This is a genomic window from Micromonospora sp. CNZ322 (assembly GCF_007827755.1).
This window is the reverse complement of record NZ_VITD01000022.1, coordinates 58538-77143: the sequence shown is the minus strand read 5'-3', so window position 1 is coordinate 77143 and position 18606 is coordinate 58538. Positions and strand designations below refer to the sequence as shown.

The 18606-nt window shown below is 72.2% G+C and carries 14 protein-coding genes; 8 read left to right on the top strand and 6 right to left on the bottom strand.

The features are described 5' to 3' along the window. Nucleotides 1-388 precede the first annotated feature (388 nt). The 3 genes from FB453_RS32375 (at nt 389) to FB453_RS32365 (ending at nt 6029) form a co-directional block, all read left to right on the top strand. The gene (locus FB453_RS32375) at nt 389-2386 is read left to right on the top strand and encodes an FG-GAP-like repeat-containing protein (RefSeq protein WP_186718693.1); all 1998 of its coding nucleotides are present in this window, start codon (nt 389-391) and stop codon (nt 2384-2386) included. A 156-nt stretch (nt 2387-2542) separates the two neighbouring features. Continuing rightward, on the top strand, nt 2543-5128 hold the full coding sequence (locus tag FB453_RS32370) for an AAA family ATPase (protein WP_145796361.1): 2586 nt from the start codon (nt 2543-2545) through the stop codon (nt 5126-5128). 76 nt (nt 5129-5204) lie between these two features. Next, a complete protein-coding gene (locus FB453_RS32365) occupies nt 5205-6029 on the top strand; it encodes a class I SAM-dependent methyltransferase (protein ID WP_145796359.1) in 825 nt (274 codons plus the stop codon). A 67-nt stretch (nt 6030-6096) separates the two neighbouring features. On the opposite strand, the gene FB453_RS32360 is transcribed toward FB453_RS32365, so the two are convergent. Beyond that, on the bottom strand, nt 6097-6570 hold the full coding sequence (locus FB453_RS32360) for a hypothetical protein (protein ID WP_145796357.1): 474 nt from the start codon (nt 6568-6570) through the stop codon (nt 6097-6099). 149 nt (nt 6571-6719) lie between these two features. Between FB453_RS32360 and FB453_RS32355 the strand changes: the two genes are divergently transcribed. Continuing rightward, nucleotides 6720-8003, top strand: coding sequence for an MFS transporter (locus tag FB453_RS32355; RefSeq protein WP_145796355.1), 1284 nt, complete (start codon nt 6720-6722; stop codon nt 8001-8003). A 610-nt stretch (nt 8004-8613) separates the two neighbouring features. Here the strand turns inward: FB453_RS32355 and FB453_RS32345 are convergent. Further along, the gene (locus FB453_RS32345) at nt 8614-10341 is read right to left on the bottom strand and encodes a bifunctional metallophosphatase/5'-nucleotidase (protein ID WP_145796350.1); all 1728 of its coding nucleotides are present in this window, start codon (nt 10339-10341) and stop codon (nt 8614-8616) included. A 277-nt stretch (nt 10342-10618) separates the two neighbouring features. Here FB453_RS32345 and FB453_RS32340 point away from each other — a divergent pair, with 277 nt between their 5' ends. Continuing rightward, a complete protein-coding gene (locus FB453_RS32340; RefSeq protein ID WP_222431450.1) occupies nt 10619-11416 on the top strand; it encodes an alpha/beta fold hydrolase in 798 nt (265 codons plus the stop codon). Between the two features lie 34 nt (nt 11417-11450). On the opposite strand, the gene FB453_RS32335 is transcribed toward FB453_RS32340, so the two are convergent. Continuing rightward, nucleotides 11451-12101 (bottom strand): histone deacetylase, encoded by a 651-nt coding sequence (locus FB453_RS32335; protein WP_486480565.1) that lies wholly within the window; start codon nt 12099-12101, stop codon nt 11451-11453. Nucleotides 12102-12110: 9 nt separating this feature from the next. Further along, entirely contained in the window at nt 12111-12890 is a 780-nt protein-coding gene (locus FB453_RS32330) for a phosphodiesterase (protein ID WP_145796346.1), read from the bottom strand. Nucleotides 12891-13134: 244 nt separating this feature from the next. Between FB453_RS32330 and FB453_RS32325 the strand changes: the two genes are divergently transcribed. Next, nucleotides 13135-14499, top strand: a complete 1365-nt coding sequence (locus FB453_RS32325; protein ID WP_486480567.1) for a GGDEF domain-containing protein — start codon at nt 13135-13137, stop codon at nt 14497-14499. Between the two features lie 106 nt (nt 14500-14605). Here FB453_RS32325 and FB453_RS32320 read toward each other — a convergent pair whose 3' ends face one another. Together FB453_RS32320 and FB453_RS32315 are read right to left on the bottom strand one after the other, a co-directional pair. After that, entirely contained in the window at nt 14606-15667 is a 1062-nt protein-coding gene (locus FB453_RS32320) for an aspartate-semialdehyde dehydrogenase (protein WP_091403390.1), read from the bottom strand. Between the two features lie 5 nt (nt 15668-15672). Continuing rightward, entirely contained in the window at nt 15673-16938 is a 1266-nt protein-coding gene (locus tag FB453_RS32315; protein ID WP_030489892.1) for an aspartate kinase, read from the bottom strand. A 259-nt stretch (nt 16939-17197) separates the two neighbouring features. Between FB453_RS32315 and FB453_RS32310 the strand changes: the two genes are divergently transcribed. Together FB453_RS32310 and FB453_RS32305 are read left to right on the top strand one after the other, a co-directional pair. After that, on the top strand, nt 17198-17986 hold the full coding sequence (locus FB453_RS32310) for a hypothetical protein (RefSeq protein WP_486480564.1): 789 nt from the start codon (nt 17198-17200) through the stop codon (nt 17984-17986). Between the two features lie 84 nt (nt 17987-18070). Next, the gene (locus FB453_RS32305; RefSeq protein ID WP_112588573.1) at nt 18071-18601 is read left to right on the top strand and encodes a nitroreductase family protein; all 531 of its coding nucleotides are present in this window, start codon (nt 18071-18073) and stop codon (nt 18599-18601) included. Nucleotides 18602-18606 lie beyond the last annotated feature (5 nt).

The following is an 18606-nucleotide window of genomic DNA, read 5'->3' as shown; positions in this document are numbered from 1 at the left end:
GAGAGCCCAGCGCCGTTGTTGGCACAGCTCGTCGACGGCTAACCATTCCTTCGGGACGAAGAGGTCGTCGGTTCGAATCCGGCCACCCCGACCAGAGGCAAAAGGCCAGGTGAGATCTTCTCTCACCTGGCCTTTTCTCTTGCCGCCGGCGATCTTCCCATCGGCCGGGGTCGCCCGCTGGCCACGGCTGGTCCTACGTCGGCCTCGGCGGTGTGCGTAACCCATGACCGGCCCCGCTCCCTGATCGGTCCGCCGTACCGTCCCGCGTGACGTTCCCGCATGCGCCGCCGCTGTATCAACGGCTGCCTGTGACAAGCCCCCGGGGGATCTGGAGATGCGCATGTTGTCGCAACTGCGAAGGCTGAATCGTGGCGTGATGGTCTTGCTGATGGCTCTGCTCGTGATGGTGGCGTCCAGCACACCGGCGTTCGCGGCGGCCCTGCCACCACCGGCTTCGGTCGGCGCGAAACCGGTGTCCGAGACCCGGGTCGAGGTGAGCTGGCAGGCGGTGGCAGGCGCCAGCAGCTATGAAGTACGGCGTGCGACCGTGTCGGGTGGCCCGTACACGATGCTGGGAACCGCCACCGGGACGTCGTACATCGACGAAACCGTTGCCGCCGAGACCACCTACTACTACGTGGTGCGGTCCCGATCCGGCAAGCGGGCGTCGGGCGACTCGTCCGAGGTGTCGGTGCAGACCTCGCTTCCGAAGCCCGTCGACGTACGGGCAACCGCTGCGGAGACGAGCGTGACCCTACGGTGGAAGGCCGTGGCCGGCACCGTGCGCTACGAGATCGTCCGCCTGAGTAACGCGGTCCCGGTGGAGACGGTGGTCGGCACCACGACGTCGACCGAGTACCTGGACACCGGCCTCACGGTCGCCACCCGCTACGTCTACTGGATCCGGGCAGTCGCCGCGGGCGGCGCCACGGCCACGTCCGACGCCGTACGGGTCTACACCGGACCCCCCACCACGACGACGATCACGGTGTCGCCGGGCTCGGTGGAGCAGGGACAGCGGATCCTGCTCATCGCGAACGTGCGGTACGCCGACGGCCGGATTCCCAGCGGCGAGGTGGCGTTCATGTCCGCGGCCGGCACTGTCGCGTTCGCCAGTGTCAACGGCACCGACGGCACGGCGATCGCCATGGTCAACGGCACCGGATGGACTCCGACCTCGGTCTATGCACAGTTCCAGGGTTCCGACTGGCAACCGGCCGGGGCGAGCGTGTCCGGCGATGCCGTGCCCGTGGTCACCCAGCCCTACGGGTCCGTGGCCTTCAACGGGCCCTCGTGGCTGAAGCTCGGCTCCTGGGAGGAAGCGGTCGCCGCCGGAGACCTGACCGGCGATGGCCTCTCGGACGTGGTGATCACGACGACCGAGTACTCCGACGACGCCAACGACCATTCCGCTTTCCTGTTCGTGCAGGAGGCGGACAACCAGCTCGTGATGAAGCAACAGGTAGCGATGTCGACCTCCACCGGCGGCAGTATGTACCCGGTGATCGGCGACCTGGACGGCGACGGCGCGGACGAACTGGTCGTCGCCACGGGCGACGGGGTCGACGTGTTCCGCCGTACCGGATCGGGGCTCTCGACGGCCGAGCACCTGTCGTTCGCCGACGACCTCATCGACCTCAGGCTCCGCGACCTCGATGGTGACGGCCGGACGGACATCGTCGCGGTGAGCGACAACGGCGTCCTGGTGCGGTACGGCGACGACAACGGTAGCTTCGCGCCCGCGGCTCTCGCCTCGCCGCACCGCGGCTTCGTGCTGGACGTGGTCGACATGACCGGGGACGGCCGGCCGGACCTGGTGGTGCAGCTCGGGCAGCTGATCCAGATCAGCGCCCAGGTGGAGCCTCGGTCGTTCGCCGACCCGGTGGGGTATCAGGCGCCCGCCGGACACCTGCGGACTGTCGCTTCAATGGCCGTCGGCGACGTGACGGGCGACGGCAGGAAGGACGTCGTCGTCACCGTGTCCGGCAACGCGCCGAACGCCCAGGTGCAGGTGCTCACCCACGACAGCAGCGGTGTGCTCGGACGGTGGATCCGCTACCCGGTCTACGAGATGCCGGACGCCATCGCGATCGCAGATGTCAACAACGACGGTCGGGACGACGTCGCCATCACTCACGGCGGTTGGAGCGCGGCGAGCGTCCTACTGCAGCGGCCGGACGGCTGGCTGGGCAACGAGTTCCGGGTGTCCCAGTTGCCGCCCGCCAGCTCCTTCACCCCCCGTGGGCTCGCGGTCGCCGACATCAACAACGACGGCCTGAAGGACCTGCTGATGGCCAACTACAACTACGGGCTCGTGGTGGTACCGCAACGCCCCACAGCGGCGTCAGCGGCGACGTCGCTGAAGGTCCAGGTGGGTCGGGCCTGAGTGACGTGGGAGAGCGCCGTCCCGCCGAGGCTGCCCAGGCAGCGGTTGGCTCGGCGGGCCGCGCTCCCTCCGGCCCGAACTCTGCTGCGAAAACGTGGGGAAGCCGCCGTCGCGGCCGATGCCTGGGCGGCACCCCGCTGACTAGCATCGACCTCGATGGAGCTGCTGGAGCGCGCGGATGCGCTCGCCACCCTGGACGGGCTGCTGGTCTCCCCCGGCGGCGCGATCGCGCTCGTCACGGGCGAGGCGGGTGCCGGCAAGTCCGCCCTGGTCGGCGCGTTCGCCGCGACGACCAGGGCAAGGGTGCTCTGGGGCAGCTGCGATCCGCTGCTGACGCCTCGGGCGCTCGGCCCGCTGCACGACGTCGCCCGTCAGGTGGGCGGGGTGCTCGCGGACCGACTGGCCGCGCTGCACGCCGTGACGGAGGCCGAACGCCGGGGTGCCGTGTTCGACGCGCTCCTCGACGAGCTGACCGGTCCCCGGCCCGGCCGCCGGACGGTGATGGTGGTGGAGGACGCGCACTGGGCGGACGGGGCCACTCTGGACCTGATCGCGTACCTGGGGAGGCGGCTGGCCCGCCACCCGGCGCTGCTCGTGCTGACCGTGCGCGACGACGAGCTCGGGGCGGAGCATCCACTGCACGCCGTGCTCGCGGGCCTGCCCCGTCCGCTGGTCCGTCGGCTCCCGCTGCCGGCGCTGTCGACCGATGCCGTCGCGGCGCTGGCCCGCACCGCCGGCCGCAGCCTGAATGGGTTGTACCAGGCCACCGGCGGCAACCCGCTGCTGGTCACCGAGGTGCTGGCCGCGACCGGCCCGGGCGTGCCGCCGACCGTACGCGATCTGGTGTTGGCCCGGCTGGCCGCGCTGCCGCCGCCGGCCCGGGAGGTCGCCGCCCTGGTCTCGGTGGTTCCGTCCCGGGCCGAGGCGTACCTGCTGGACGACCGCCCGCCTGCGGCAGTGCAGGAATGCCTCGACCGGGGCGTGCTGGTGTCGGTCGGCAACGCGGTGGCATTCCGGCACGAGCTGCTGGGTCGGGCGGTACGCGAGTCGCTGTCGCCGGTGCGTCGGGTGGCACTGCATGCTGCCGTGCTGGCTCGGCTCACGCCACGTGCCGACGTGGACGCCGCCCGGCTGGTGCATCACGCGCACCACGCCGATGATCCGGAGGCCGTGCTGCGCTGGGCGCCCGTGGCGGCCGAGCGGGCCAGTCGGGCTGGTGCCCACCTGCAGGCCGCCGACCACCTTGCCGTTGTACTGCCGCACGCCGCCGGCCTGCCCACGCCGCGCCATGCGGAGCTGTTGGAGGCGTACGCGACGGCGGCGTACCTGGCCGGGCTGGCCGCGCAGGCGCTGGCCGCCCGCCGCGAGGCGCTCGCCCTACGGGAGGCCGACGGCGACCCGCTGCGGATCGGCGAGAACCTGCGCTGGGTGTCCCGGCTGTGCTGGTGGACCGGGGACAGTCCGGCGGCCCGGGCGGCGGGCACCCGAGCCGTCCAGGTGCTGGAGTCTGCGCCTCCCGGCAGACAGCTGGCGATGGCCTACAGCAACATGTCGCAGCTGCTCATGCTCGCCGACGAGAACCGCCGTTCCATCGACTGGGGCAACCGGGCCCGGGAGCTGGCCCGGCGGCTCGGTGACGTGGAGACCGAGGCGCACGCTCTGGTCAACGTCGGTTCGGCGCGCCTTCAGGGCGGAGACGTCGCGGGCATCATCGAGCTGGAGCGCGGGCACACCCTGGCCGCCGCACACCACCTGGACGATCACGCGGCGCGGGCGTTGGTCAACCTGGCCACCATGACGGTGGAGTGGCACCGGGTCACGCCGGCCGCCGAGGCCCTGGACCGGGCGCTGCGGTTCACCACCAGCCGGGACCTCGACGGGTACACCCGGCACCTGCTGGGCTACCGGGCCCGGCTGCGGTTGGCCACCGGCGACTGGGCCGGGGCGCGCTCCGACGCCGAACAGGCGCTGGCCGGCGCCGCGCAGCCCGGTGGGAGCCTGGTCCCGGCCCTGGCCGCACTGGGCCGGCTCAGTGCCCGCCGGGACGAGCCGACCACACACCTGGACACGGCGGCACGCTGGGCTGCGCAGAGCCGAGAACTCCAGTTCGTGGTGCCGGTCGCGGCGGCGTTGGCAGAACGGCACTGGCTGGCCGGTGAGCCAGGGCCGGCGGTCGCGGAGCTGCGGCGTGCGTACCGGCTCGCGATCGAGGCATGCCAGCCCTGGTTCGCCGGCGAGCTGGCGTACTGGCTGTGGCGAATCGGCGAGCCGGTCGGGGACATTGGCGTGCTGGCGTCGCCGTACCGGCGACTGATCGAGGGCGACTGGGCCGGTGCGGCCGAAGAATGGCAGCAACTCGGCTGTCCGTACGCCCGGGCCGAGGCGCTGGCCTGCGGCGACGGCCCGGCGGCTGGCGAGGCGCTGCGCATCCTGAACGGGCTGGGCGCGGTGGCCGTGCTCCGACGGGTCCGGGCCGACCTGCGCGGACGCGGAATGGCCCGGGTGCCGAGGGGGCCACGACCGGCGACAGCCGCGCACCCGACAGGTCTGACCGCGCGGCAACGGGAGGTGCTCGTGCTGCTCGCCGACGGGCTCAGCAACGCCGAGATCGCCGCCCGGCTGTCGCTCTCCATCCGGACCGTCGACCACCACGTGTCGGCGGTGCTGGGCAAGCTCGCGGTGCCCAGCCGGGGCCAGGCGGCCGCGTCGGCCCGCCGGCAGGGCCTGGTGCCGCCAACATAGGTGTTTCTGCCGATCCCCGGGGGCCCCGCCACGCCTAGCGTCGGTGGCACGACGAACCGTCCGAGGGGGGACCATCATGACCACCGCAATCGATCTCAGCGCCGTGAAGGCACGCCAGCAGGTGACCTGGGCCAGCGGCGACTACGGAGCGGTCGCCGCGCTCATTCACCCGATCTCCGAGCTGCTGGTGACCGCGGCCGACCTGTCGGCCGGTGCCCTCGTCCTGGACGTGGCGACCGGCACCGGCAACGCCGCCATCGCCGCCGCCCGCTGCGGCTGCGTCGTGACGGGCGTCGACTACGTACCCGAACTGTTGGAACGGGGGCACATGCGGGCGGCGGCGGAACGGCTCCCGGTCACGTTCGTGACCGGCGACGCGGAGCGCCTGGCGTACGCCGACGGATCCTTCGACGCGGTGCTCTCCGTCGTCGGGGTGATGTTCGCGCCGGACCAGGAGCGGGCGGCGGCGGAGCTGGTCCGGGTCTGCCGGCCCGGCGGCACTGTGGCGCTGGCGTCGTGGACGCCGCAGGGCTTCATCGGCGACCTGTTCCGCACGGTGGGGCGGCATGTGCCGCCACCGGCAGGGCTGCGCCCGCCGGTCGAGTGGGGCGACGAGGGCCGGGTCCGCGAGCTGCTCGGCGCGGCCGTGGGTGAAGTGCGGGCGGTACGCCGGGAGTTCGTCTTCCGTTTCGGCACACCGGAGGAGTTCGCCGACTTCTTCCGGGCCAACTACGGGCCGACGTTGAAGGCGTTCGAGGTGCTGCCCGAGGAGCGCCGCCCGAACCTGCACGCCGATCTGGTGGAGCTGGCCCGCACCCACAACCGCGCCACCGACGCCACGGTCCGCATCCCGGCGGAGTACCTGGAGGTCGTGGCGCAGCGGACCCCCGACCCGGCCTGACACCCGTCCGCGCCACGCCGTTCGAGGTGGCGCGGCCGGTCGGTCCTGCCGCTCGGTGCGCTCGATCTCAGTCCTGCCGCTCGGTGCGCTCGATCTCGGCGAACGCGGCGGCCAGGTAGTCCTCCAACGGGACGCTGGTCGCCGCCAACAGGTCGGCCACCAGTAGTGGAGCGTGCCGGGCCAGCGCCGACGCGTCCGGCGGTGACTCGTCGCCGTCGGGGTCGTACACGCCCAGCGCGCCGGCCAGCAGGACCAGCACCACGTGCGGGTCGACATCCGTTCGCCACCGCGTCGACTCCTGCACGCAACGGGTCAACACCTGGCGGATGTCGTCGCCGGTCAACCCGTCCGGGTGGCTCTCCTCCAGCAGCAACCGGACCACCGCGCCGAGCACCAGGCCGGAACGCTCGTCCGCGGCGAGACCGGCGACCGCCTCGTCGTACGCCTGACCGTCGCGTGCCTGGGCGGCGGCGACGGCCGTCGTAGCGGTCAACGCGATGGCGCGGGCGGTAGCGGGCAGATGTCGCCAGGTGCCGGTCATCGCGCCAGCATCGCAGACCCGGCGGACACCAACCGGCCTCGACCGCAGCGAGTGGATCAACGTGGGATTGGTCACCCGCGGTCCCGGTGACCGCGAGGCGTGGCTAAAACGGTTCGCGCGGCGTCAGACCCACCGAACAGAATGCCTGCATGCTGCGTCGTGCCCTGCCCCGCCGTTCGGAAGCTCGCCGGATCCTCCTCGGCACTCTGCTGTCGGCGATCGGGCGGGGTCTGACCCTGCCGTTCCTGTTCATCTACCTGACCGACGTACGCGGGCTGACCGACACCCGCGCGGGGCTCGTCATCGGCTGGTACGGCGTGGTCACCCTGGCCCTGTCGCCGCTGGGCGGGACGCTGATCGACCGGATCGGCGCCCGCCGGGTGGTGGTGCCCTGCCTGCTGATCGAGGCGATCGGCACCGGCTCGTTGGCGCTGGTCCACTCGACCGGCTCGGCCCTGCTGGTGATGACGGTGATCGCCATCGGCAGCTCGGCGATCTGGTCCGGGCAGAACACCATCCTCGCGTCGCTGACCGACGACGATGAGCGGCAACGCGTCTTCGGGTTGAACTTCGCCCTGCTCAACCTCGGCATCGGCATCGGTGGCATGACGTCCGGCGCGATCGTCGACACCGCCCGGCCCGGCACCTTCCAGGCGATCTACCTGCTGGACGCGGTGACCTACCTGATGCCTGCGCTGATCCTGCTCACCCTGCCCGGAGTCGGCCACCGGCTCGGCAAACGTCGAGGCGTCGACGAGCCGTCGCCCGGTGGCTACCTGACGGTGCTCCGCGACCGCCCGTTCCGGCGGCTGGTGATCTTCGGGCTGATCCTCACCACCTGCGGCTACGCGCAGGTGGAGGTGGGCTTCGCCGCGTACGCGGTGCGGGTGGCCGAGGTGAACCCCCGGGTCGTGGCCTGGGCACTCGCCGCCAACACCGTGATGATCGTGCTCGCGCAACTGCTGGTTATCCGCCGGATCGAGGGGCGCAGCCGCACCCGGGCGTTGGCCGTGGTGGGAGCGGTGTTCGCCGCCGCCTGGCTGGTCCTCGGCGCGGCCGGCCTGGTCAGTGCTGAGAACGCCGTGCTGGCCGCCCTGTGCGTGGTGCTCTGCTCGGCGATCTTCGGTTTCGGCGAGACGATGCTGTCCCCGGTGATGCCCGCACTGACCAACGCCTTGGCCACCGACGAGCTGCGCGGCCGCTACAACGCGATGAGTTCGATGATCTTCGGAATCAGCGGTGTGATCGGCCCAGTGACCGCCGGCCCGCTCATCGGCGCCGCCAACGGCATGCTCTGGGTGGCGACGGTGGTAGGCGGCTGCCTGGTCGCCTCGCTGGTCGCGCTCTCCCTGCGCCGGCTGCTCACCACGGAGCAGGACGGCCTCGCGACGACCGCCCCGGCGTCCCCCGCCCCCGCACCCACCCCAGTCTGACCTCGAACACCCCTCCGCGCCCCGCACCCCACGCCCGCACCCCGCACCCCACGCCCCGCACCCCACGCCCCGCACCCCACGCCCCGCACCCCACGCCCCGCACCCCCGCACCCCGCGCCCCGGCGCCCCGGCGCCCGACCCCGCGCCCCGCGCCCGCGCCCGCACCCGCACCCGCACCCGCACCCGCACCCAAGATCCGAGCAACTTCCCGGAAGTTGGTGCCTCGGGCGCGCGGAAGACAGCAACATCCAGGAAGTTGCGCGGATCTTCCTCATTGACCTCGGCATTGATCTTGTCGAGGACCAAGATCGCGCTCAATCCTGGATGTAGTGGCATCCCCACGCACCGATGCCACTACATCCATGTTCGAGCGCGATCTTGCCCGGAGGCGCGTGCGCGCGCGGCACGGGCAGGCAGACACGGGCGCGGGCAGGCAGACACGGGCGCGGGCAGGCAGACACGGGCGCGGGCAGGCAGACACGGGCGGCCAGGCACGAGCGGCCAGGCACGAGCGCGGGCAGGCAGGCAGGCACGGGCGGGCAGGCGGTGTCGGGGACGGGTCGGGCCCCGGAGCGGGTGCTCCGGGGCCCGATGATCGCGGGGTCGGCCGTCAGGCGGCGGGGACCTCGGCGGTGGTGCGGATCCGGTCCAGCGTCGGCGCGGAGACCGGCGACTGGGCGGTCAGGTAGGCCACGAACGCGTCCAGGTCGATCTGGCCGGTGACCAGGTTCGTCCCGCCGGTGAAGGTGCTGAAACCGTCACCGCCGCCGGCCAGGAAGTTGTTCACCGTCACCCGGTAGGTGGCGGCGGTGTCGACGGCGGTGCCGCCGATGGTGAGACTGCCCCGGACCACGCGGGTGCCGGCGCACGGGTCGGCCGCGGTGGCGCTGGTGCCGTTCAGGTCGACCACGTAGCTCAGCGTGGCGGACGGGTACAACGTGCGGCCGGTGACGAACTGCTGTTCCAGGACGCAGTAGAGCTGCGCGCCGGTCAGGTCCAACGTCACCAGGTTGTTGGCGAACGGCTGCACCGTGAAGGCCTCCCCATAGGTGACCGGGCCGGCGTCCAGGGCGGCCCGCACCCCACCTGGGTTCATGAGGGCGGCAACAGCGCCCTGCTCGTCATCGGTGGCGGCGAGCTGCGCGTCGGCGATCACGTTGCCGATCGGCGACTCTCCGCACGAGTTGGGCACCTGCGGTGAGCAGGTGCCGAGCAGGTTCTCCTGCGTCGTGGGGAGGGGGGTGGCGGTCACGCCGACCTGGCGGTCGGCGACCGGACCGAGCACCGTCTTGTACCGGTTGATCAGCGCGGTCTGCCTCCGGTCCGGGGCCACGTCGCGGGTGACCACTACGTTGTTCGCGGCGGCGGAGATCACGTCCCCGCTCCGGCCGTCGATCTTGAGGTCGATGTCGGTGACCAGGCGACCGAACGAGCTGGCACTGGTGACCAACTTGCCGTTGATGTCGCAGTTGTACGCCTGGTGGGTGTGCCCGCTGACCACCACGTCGATCGACGGGTCCATCCGGTTGGTGATGTCCACGATGGGCCCGGTCAGGCCGACGCAGTCGTTGATGCCGCCGGTCGACGCCTGGGCGCCGCCCTCGTGCAGCAGCACGACGATCGCCTGTACGCCCTTGCGGCGCAGCTCGCGCGCGTACCGGTTGGCGGTGTCCGCCTCGTCGGCGAAGCTGAGGCCGGCGACGCCCTGCTGGCTGACGATCTGCGGGGTGCCCTCCAGGGTCATCCCGATGAAGCCGACCTTGACGCCCTGCACCTTGTGGATCGCGTACGGCGCCATCAGCGGCTTGCCGGTGGCGGTCGTGAAGGCGTTCGCGGACAGGTACTGGAAGCCCGCACCTCGGTACGGGGTGCCGTCGGCGCAACCGTCCACCGGGTGGCAGCCGCCGTTCTGGATCCGCAGCAGCTCGGCGGCGCCTTCGTCGAACTCGTGGTTGCCGACGCTGGCGTAGTCCAGCCCGGCCATGCTCAGCGCCTCGATGGTCGGCTCGTCGTGGAACGCGGCGGAGAGCAGCGGGGACGCGCCGATCAGGTCACCGGCGGCGACCGTGATGGTGTTCTTCTTCTTGGCTGCGGCGCGCAGCTCGGCAAGGTGGGTGGCCAGGAACTCGACGCCGCCCGCGGTCTGCCCGGCGATGGTGCCGCTGGACCCGGTCGGCGGTTCGAGGTTGCCGTGGAAGTCGTTGAGGGCGAGCAGGGTGACGTCGACCGGCTTCGGCCCGGCGTCGGCCTGCTCAGGGCTGGTGGCGACCGCGCCGAGAGCGGCCACCGCGAGCGCGGTCAGGCCGACAGCGGCCCGACGCATCCCGGGTATGAACATGGATCTCCTCGTGAGAATCGGCGCGTACGGTGCCTGGCCTCTGGGTCGACCGGGCCGCCGACGGACGCCGTCGAAAGGGTCGCGGATGACGGTGGTTGAGCATGGCCCCGCCCCGACAGCCTCTCATCCGGACGCCCACCGGTCGACCCGGGCAGCGCATCGGAGCAGCGCGTACGCCGAGGCCGCTATCGATCATCGTTTAACGCGGTCTGCCGGACAACGTCGGACCCAGGGTCTAGAAAGGACGGGACAGCCAACGAGGAGTGGGGGCGGCATCGTGAGCGGAACGACACCCGTGGCGGAGCAGGTGCGATCGGTCGACGGCACACCCATCGCGTTCGAGCGGTCCGGTGCCGGGCCGGCGGTCGTCCTCGTCGGCGGCGCGTTCAGCGATCGCAACGCGACCCGCGATTTGGGCGCGGCGCTGGCGCCGGATTTCACCGCCTTCAGCTATGACCGTCGCGGTCGCGGCTACAGCGGCGACACCGCACCGTACGAGGTCGGCCGCGAGATCGACGACCTGGCCGCCCTGATCGCGGCGGCGGGTGGTTCCGCCGCGGTCTACGGCATCTCCTCCGGTGCCGTCCTGGCCGCCCTCGCCACCGCACAGGGCCTGCCGGTGACCAAGTTGGTCATGTTCGAGCCACCGTTCCAGGTAGGCCCGCACGTTGGCGTCAGCAAGGACATCACCCCGCAGCTCATCGAGCTGATCGCCGCCGACGACCGGGACGGCGCGGTGGAGACCTTCCTCAGCGCCTCGGTGGGGCTGCCGGCCGAGCAGATCAGCGGGATGCGGTCGCAACCGGTGTGGGGTGGGCTGACGGCGGTCGCGCACACGCTGGTGTACGACTCGATCGTCACCGCCGGAGGGCGACTCCCCGCCGAGCGGCTGGCGGCCATCACCGCGCCGACCCTCGCTGTGGACAGCACCGGCAGTCCACAGTGGCTGCGGGACGCGAGTCGGGCGGCGGCCGAGGCCGTTCCGGGCGGCCGGTCCGTGAGCCTCGACGGCGGTTACCACGACGTGCCGCCGACGACGCTGGCCCCCGCGCTGCGCGAGTTCCTGCTCGGTTGACCGCCCAGCGGTCGACGAGGCGCGAGCCCGCGGGTCAGCCGTCAGCCAGCGCCTTGTCGACCAGGGCAGCTACGGCGGCCGGTGGCCAGGCGCCGGCAACGCCGGGCCGGGCCGCCAGGTAGGTGGCGATTCGCTCGGCGGGCCAGCCGTGCGACTCGCGCAGCCCTCGGGCGATCATGCCGAGGTAGATCGGCGCGGGAGGTCGGCACGGCACGGCTGACGCCCTCTCGGGGGCGGTGAAGGTGAGCATCGGAACACCGTCGCGGCTGCCCGGGCAGATCAGCGTCTCGTACCGTCCCGGGCCGAGCGTGGCCCGCCCGTTGGCGACGGCGGCGTCGATGGCCGCGCCGGTCGCCGGGATCAGCTCGGTCGTGTTGCCCGGCGGGCGGTACATCTCCTGGGCCGCGATGTCGGTGAACTGCTCCAGGGTGACCAGGTAGGCGCGGGCTGCGGCGTCACCCGGCAGGTGCGGGTCGTAGAAGGCCATGCCGCCGGTCCAGGCACCGGACTCGCCGGCGAAGTAGATGCCGCCGGGCAGCGACACCGGTGCCGACCGGCTCGGTGGACGCCGGTCGCGGCAGCCCGGGTACGTCCGCTTTCCGCCGGGTGGGCAGCCGCCACCGATGTACCAGCCCAGCCGGGCGGCGTGCATGTTCGAGCCGTACGAGACGTACCAGGCCAGCACGACGACCCCTCAGAAGCCGCAGGTCTGCCCGGCGGTGTGGCTCACCTGCACGGTGTGGGTCACGCATCCGCCGGCCTCGACCGAGTGGAGCAGGAAGGCGGTGGGCTCGTTGACCCAACCGATCTGCTCGTCGGCGCTCATGGTGAGGGTGCTCTGCTTCCAGGTGCTGGGCGCCACGGTGAGGACGGTGCCCGCGTACGCCGTGGTGACCGGGCGGTGCAGGTGGCCGGCGCCGACCCGTACCACGTGCCGGTGCCGGCCGATCACCTCGGCGAGCGCGTCACCGTCGGCGAGCCGGATGGAGTCCGCCACGGGGATGCCGACCGCGACCGGCGGGTGGTGCAGAAAGATCACGGCGGGCACCTCGGGGCGCCCGGCCAGCACCCCGTCGAGCCAGCCGAGCTGTTCCTCGCCGAGTAGGCCGCCGTCGCTGCCGGGGACGAGCGAGTCGAGCACCACGACGGACGCCGCATCGTGGTCGACGTGGTAGTAGGCCGAGAAGCCGCCGCCGAGCAAGGGCGTGCCGCCGAACGCGTCGAGCAGGGACTCCCGGTCGTCATGGTTACCGGTGGTCAGGTGCACCGGCAGCGGAAAGCGGGCGATCACCTCGCGCAGCGCCGCGTACTCGTCGGGCTGGCCGTGGTCGGCCAGGTCGCCGCTGATCACCACGCAGTCCGGTCGGGGTCGCAACGCCAGCACCCGGCCGAGCGCTCGGTGCAACCCGGCGGCCGGTTCGGCGGCGAGCAGGCCGGTGGTCAGGTGCGGGTCACTGAGCTGGGCGATGAGCATGGGCTCGCCTCCTCGGCGCCGGGAGGCTTCACGCTATCGGCAGGCGCGGCGTCCCGGGGGGCATGCGTCCACAGGCTGCGTCCACAGCCTGTGGATAGCACGTGTGTACGAAGCCCGGCCGCTCCCAGCCACCGTGAGTACGCTTGATCGAGCGGTTCGGCGTCGGCCGAGCCCCTCCCCTACCTGGAACGACGTGCGAGTGGATCATCAGCGAGTCATCCGTGACGTCACCGTCCGCCTGCCGATGGCGTCGAGCACGCCGGAGGCGTGCCGGTGGACGGTCACCGCGCTGTCCCGCCACACCCCGGCGACCATCTCCGTGCTGCTCGCGGTCCACGACCGCCTGCGCTGCGTCGCCGCGACCGGGGCCTGGCAGGTCTTCGCCACCGTGCCGGCGCGGACCGGCATCGTCGGCCGGGTGTACGCGACCGGCGTCCCCGCCGTCGTCCCGGACGTCACCGTCGACCCGGACTATCTACCGGTCCGCCCGGATGTGACCGCCGAGCTGTGCGTACCGGTGCTGGACCCGACGGGCCGGGCGATCGGCGTACTCGATTTGCAGTGGAGTGAGCCGACCGACCTGAAGCCGTGGCGAGAGACCGCGCAGCGGCTGGCCGACGGGCTCGGCGCGCGGATCACCGCCCTCGGTGGCCCACCTGCGGAGAGTCGCAGCGAGAAGCTGCTTCGCCACGCGGCGGCGCTCTCCTCCGCGCCGACCGAGGGCGAGGTGATGGGGGCAGCGGCCCGCGCCGCCCGGGAGGTCTCCACGCTCTCCACCGCGCTGCTGCTGATCGGCGGTCAGCTCGGCCCGTCCCCGGCGACGCCGAGCGACCTGGAGACCCGGATTCGCGCCGAGCTGGCCGCGGCGGGTCCGGCCGCCCTGGACCGGATGGTCGTGCGGGCCCATCGTTACGGCGCCGGGTACACGCTGGGCGAGACCGGGCATCCCCCGACCGAGGACTACCGCCCGTTGACCCGGGCGGGGGTACGCACGCTGGTGGCCGTGCCGGTCGGGCCCACGGACGCCGGTGGGGTGCTGCTGGTCGCCGACGAACGCGCACTGCGCCCGGACCCGACCACTGTCAGCCTGATGGAGTTGCTCGCCGGGCAGGCCTGGACGAGCGTGGACCGGCTGCGCACGCTGGCCCGGCTGCGGGAGCAGGCCAGCTCCGACCCTCTGACCGGGTTGCGGCACACCGGCCCGTTCGGGCAGCGGATCGCGGCGGCCACCCCCGGGCGTACGGCTCTGCTCGCGATCGACGTGGACGGCTTCAAGACCGTGAACGACACGTACGGCCACCAGGCCGGCGACCGGGTGCTGGTCGGGTTGGCCCGGGCGCTGGAGGGGGCGCTGCGGCACGGCGACGAGTTGTACCGGATCGGCGGCGACGAGTTCGTCGCGGTGATCGAGGTGAGCCGCCCGGAGGAGGCGGTCCGGATCGCCGAACGGCTCACCGAGGCGGCACGACGCATCGGCCGCACGATCAGTGTGGGCGTCGCTCTGCCCCGCCCCGGCGAAACCCCGGACCGCACCCTGAAGAGAGCCGACCAGGCCCTCTACGCGGTGAAACGCCAAGGCCGAGACGGCGTCCTGCTCTCTGCGGCGTAACCGCCCCCAGGTCCCCGCCGATCTTGCACTTTCGGTTGCCGTTTTGTCGCCCTCGCCCCTTGTGCCGGCACAGAAACTGCAAGATCGCGGCAGCGGGGGGTGAGGGTCAGGGGGTGCGGAGTTCTTTGGCCAGGAGTTCGGCGATCTGGGCGGTGTTGAGGGCTGCGCCCTTGCGGAGGTTGTCGCCGGTGACGAAGAAGTCGAGGGCGCGGGGATCGTCCAGGGCGCGGCGGATCCGGCCGACCCAGGACGGGTCGGTGCCGACGGCGTCGATCGGCATCGGGAACTCCCCGGCCGCGGGGTCGTCGACCAGGATCACCCCGGGCGCGTTGCGCAGCGCCTCGCGGGCGCCCTCGGCGTCGACCTCGGTGGCGAAGACCGCGTGCACGGCGACCGAGTGGGCGGTGACCACCGGCACCCGGACGCAGGTGGCGGAGACCTTGAGGTCGGGGAGGCCGAGGATCTTCCGCGACTCGTTGCGGATCTTCATCTCTTCCGATGACCAGCCGCTGTCCGCCGGGGAGCCGGCCCAGGGGACCACGTTGAGCGCCATGGGTGCCGGGAACGGACCCAGGTCGTCGCCGACCGCCTGGCGTACGTCGCCGGTGCGCGAGCCGAGCGCCCGATCGCCGGCGACCTTGGTGAGCTGGTCGTGCAGGATGTCGACGCCGGACTGACCGGCTCCGGAGACCGCCTGGTAGGAGGCGAGCACCAGCTCCCGTAGGCCGTACTCGCGGTGCAGCGGCGCGACGGCGACGATCATCGCGAGGGTTGTGCAGTTGGCGTTGGCGATGATTCCCCGGGGCCGGTTGCGGACCTGCTCGGGGTTGATCTCCGGAACGACCAGCGGGACGTCGCGGTCCATCCGGAACGCGCCGGAGTTGTCGACAGCGATCGCGCCCCGGGCGACGGCGATCGGCGCCCACTCGGCGGAGACCTCGTCGGGCACGTCGAACATGGCCACCTGGACCCCGTCGAACGCCTCGGGGGTCAGCGCCTGGACGACGAGTTCCTCGCCCCGGCAGCGGACCCGGCGTCCGACGGAGCGCTCGGAGGCGAGCAGCCGGATCTCACCCCAGACGTTGCGTCGCCCGGTGAGCAGCTCACACATCACGGTGCCGACGGCACCTGTCGCTCCGACCACGGCGAGGGTGGGCAGCGCCGTCATCGGCGCTACCTACCTGTCCCCGCGTAGACCACGGCTTCGGTGTCGCCGCCCAGCTCGAACGCGTCGTGGATGGCGCGGACGGCGGCGTCGAGGTCGGTGTCCCGGCAGACCACGGAGACCCGGATCTCGGAGGTGGAGATCATCTCGATGTTGACCCCGGCCGCGCCGAGCGCGGCGAAGAAGCCGGCCGCCACCCCGGGGTGCGAGCGCATACCCGCGCCGATCAGCGAGACCTTGCCGACGTGGTCGTCGTAGAGCAGGCCCTTGAACTTGACCGGCTCCTGGATCTTGCTGAGCGCCGCCATCGCGGTGGGGCCATCGGCCTTGGGCAGGGTGAACGAGATGTCCGTCCGGCCGGTGCCCTCGGTGGAGACGTTCTGCACGATCATGTCGATGTTGATCTCGGCGCCGGCGACGGTGTCGAAGATCCGCGCGGCGGCACCCGGCTCGTCGGGCACCCCGACGATCGTGATTTTGGCCTCACTGCGGTCGTGCGCGACCCCGGTGATCAGTGCCTGCTCCACGGAAAGGTCCTCCATCGATCCGGTGACCATCGTGCCGGTGTTGGTCGAGTATGACGAACGGACGTGGATCGGCAACCCCGCCCGCCGGGCGTACTCCACGCTACGCAGGTGCAGCACCTTCGCGCCGCAGGCGGCCAGCTCCAACATCTCCTCGTAGGTGATGTGCTGGATGTGTCGGGCGTTGGGCACGATCCGCGGGTCGGCGGTGAAGATGCCGTCCACGTCGGTGTAGATCTCGCAGACGTCGGCGTGCAGGGCGGCGGCGAGCGCCACGGCGGTGGTGTCCGAACCGCCGCGGCCCAGCGTGGTGACGTCCTTGGTGTCCTGCGAGACGCCCTGGAAGCCGGCCACGATGACCACCGAACCCTCGTCGAGCGCGCCCTTGAGCCGCCCGGGGGTGACGTCGATGATCCGGGCGCGGCCGTGCACCGAAGTGGTGATCACGCCGGCCTGCGAACCGGTGAACGAACGGGCTTCGTACCCCAGGTTGTGGATGGCCATGGCCAGCAGGGCCATCGAGATCCGCTCCCCGGCGGTGAGCAGCATGTCCAGCTCGCGGCCCGGCGGCAGCGGGCTGACCTGGTTGGCCAGGTCGAGCAGCTCGTCGGTGGTGTCGCCCATCGCGGAGACCACCACCACCACGTCGTCGCCGGCCTTGCGGGCGGCAACGATGCGCTCGGCCACCCGCTTGATCCGCTCGGCGTTGGCGACGGAGGACCCGCCGTACTTCTGCACCACGAGTGCCACGACGGTGCACTCCCTCCCAGCGACCCTGAGCGTGCCGACGCCGCCGGAACCGGGGCCGGCGGCGCGTGTCAGACCCCATGAGGGTATCCGGCGGACAACGAAGCCGGGTCAGGTGATCCCACCATCCGGCCCGGCCGGGACCGGCCGGGCCGGTCCCACCAGGTCCGACGGGTACGCCGGGACGCCCCGCCCGACACGCCGGAAGGAGCCCGGTACGCGCCGGCACCCACCGACCGTCCGCACCCACCAGAATGGGCCGGTGCCCGTCCTCATCCGCTCGGCCGGCCGCGTGCTCGGGCCGCTCGTCCTCGCCCTGCCAGCCCTCCTGGTCGCCTGCACCAGTGAACAGCCTCCGACTCCGCCGCCCGTCGATCCGGGGCCGGTCGAGGTGGACGCCGCACGCGATGAGCTGGCCGCGCTGGCCGCGGCGGCTCAGGACCGTCACCTGGTGGCCCAGTACGTCTACAGCCAGGCGGGCAAACCGGATCGCACCATCGTGTTCACCAGCGCGAACGACGGCAGCTGGCGGGTGGATGTGCCGGGGAGTGCCCTGGGTGGCACCGCCGATGTCTCGATGGCCAGCACTGCCGACGGGCTGTTCCAGTGCGCCCTGCCGTCGGCCGGTCATACCGGGTCGGCGAGTTGCGTACGCCTGGGTGATCGCGACGATGCGATCCCACGCCGGTCGGACCCCCGGGTCCAGCACCTGCTCACCGACTGGTTGAACGTGCTCACCGACCGCCGCGCGCCGTTGGCGGTCGCCCCGGCCAACCCGCCCAAGGGCCTCACCGGCACCTGCTACTCGGTGGATTCCACCTCGGCGTCGCTCAACGCCCCGCTGGATGTGGGCATCTACTGCTACGACCAGGACGGCACGCCGACCGGCGTCCGGACCGGGGCCGGGACGCTGCGGCTGGCCGCCGCGCCCGGCCCGGCACCGGCCACCGTGCAGCTGGCCGGCCCGGTGGTGATCGACCGGGAGCCGCTCGACACCGCGGCGCCGCCGACCCCGGACCCGTCGGAGAGCCCAAGCGCGGGAACGCCCTGATCTTCGTCCCGTTACGGGTGCTCTTGCCCACATTTAGCCACCCCATCCTGAGGGGCGAATCACCCATACAGGACGATCCGGTGTATGGCCGACCTCACCCCGCTGCTCGCCTACCGCTGGAGTCCACGAGCTTTCGACCCGAGCGCCGAGCTGACCCCGGAGGAGTCCGCCTCGCTGCTTGAGGCCGCGCGCTGGGCCCCGTCGGCGGAGAACGGGCAGCCCTGGCGGTTCGCCCTCGGCCACCGCGACGACGAGACCTGGAAACGGATCCTGATCAGCCTCCCGGTCGACGACCAGATCTGGATCCGGCACGCCGCGACCCTGGTGGTCGGCGCCCACACCGGCCTCGACACCGAGCGGGCCGCGTACGACCTGGGCCAGGCGGTCGCCCACCTGACCGTGCAGGCCACCGCGCTGGGCCTGCACGTGCACCAGCTCACCCGGTTCGACCGGGCCGGCCTCTCCACCGAACTCGACCTGCCCGGCGGCGTCCGCCCGTTGGTGGTCGCCGCCGTCGGCCGACTCGGGGACCCGTTCGCCCTTCCGGCCGAACTGCGGGCCAGGGAGACCGGCCTGCGTCACCGCCGTCCGGTCGCCGACCTGCTGCTGCGCTGAGCCGG

Excerpts from the sequence above, each read along its gene's own strand:
- FB453_RS32375 (WP_186718693.1), top strand. The coding sequence starts at position 389 with ATGGCTCTGCTCGTGATGGTGGCGTCCAGCACACCGGCGTTCGCGGCG.
- FB453_RS32370 (WP_145796361.1), top strand. The coding sequence starts at position 2,543 with ATGGAGCTGCTGGAGCGCGCGGATGCGCTCGCCACCCTGGACGGGCTG.
- FB453_RS32365 (WP_145796359.1), top strand. The coding sequence starts at position 5,205 with ATGACCACCGCAATCGATCTCAGCGCCGTGAAGGCACGCCAGCAGGTG.
- FB453_RS32360 (WP_145796357.1), bottom strand. The coding sequence starts at position 6,570 with ATGACCGGCACCTGGCGACATCTGCCCGCTACCGCCCGCGCCATCGCG.
- FB453_RS32355 (WP_145796355.1), top strand. The coding sequence starts at position 6,720 with ATGCTGCGTCGTGCCCTGCCCCGCCGTTCGGAAGCTCGCCGGATCCTC.
- FB453_RS32345 (WP_145796350.1), bottom strand. The coding sequence starts at position 10,341 with ATGTTCATACCCGGGATGCGTCGGGCCGCTGTCGGCCTGACCGCGCTC.
- FB453_RS32330 (WP_145796346.1), bottom strand. The coding sequence starts at position 12,890 with ATGCTCATCGCCCAGCTCAGTGACCCGCACCTGACCACCGGCCTGCTC.
- FB453_RS32325 (WP_486480567.1), top strand. The coding sequence starts at position 13,135 with ATGGCGTCGAGCACGCCGGAGGCGTGCCGGTGGACGGTCACCGCGCTG.
- FB453_RS32320 (WP_091403390.1), bottom strand. The coding sequence starts at position 15,667 with ATGACGGCGCTGCCCACCCTCGCCGTGGTCGGAGCGACAGGTGCCGTC.
- FB453_RS32305 (WP_112588573.1), top strand. The coding sequence starts at position 18,071 with ATGGCCGACCTCACCCCGCTGCTCGCCTACCGCTGGAGTCCACGAGCT.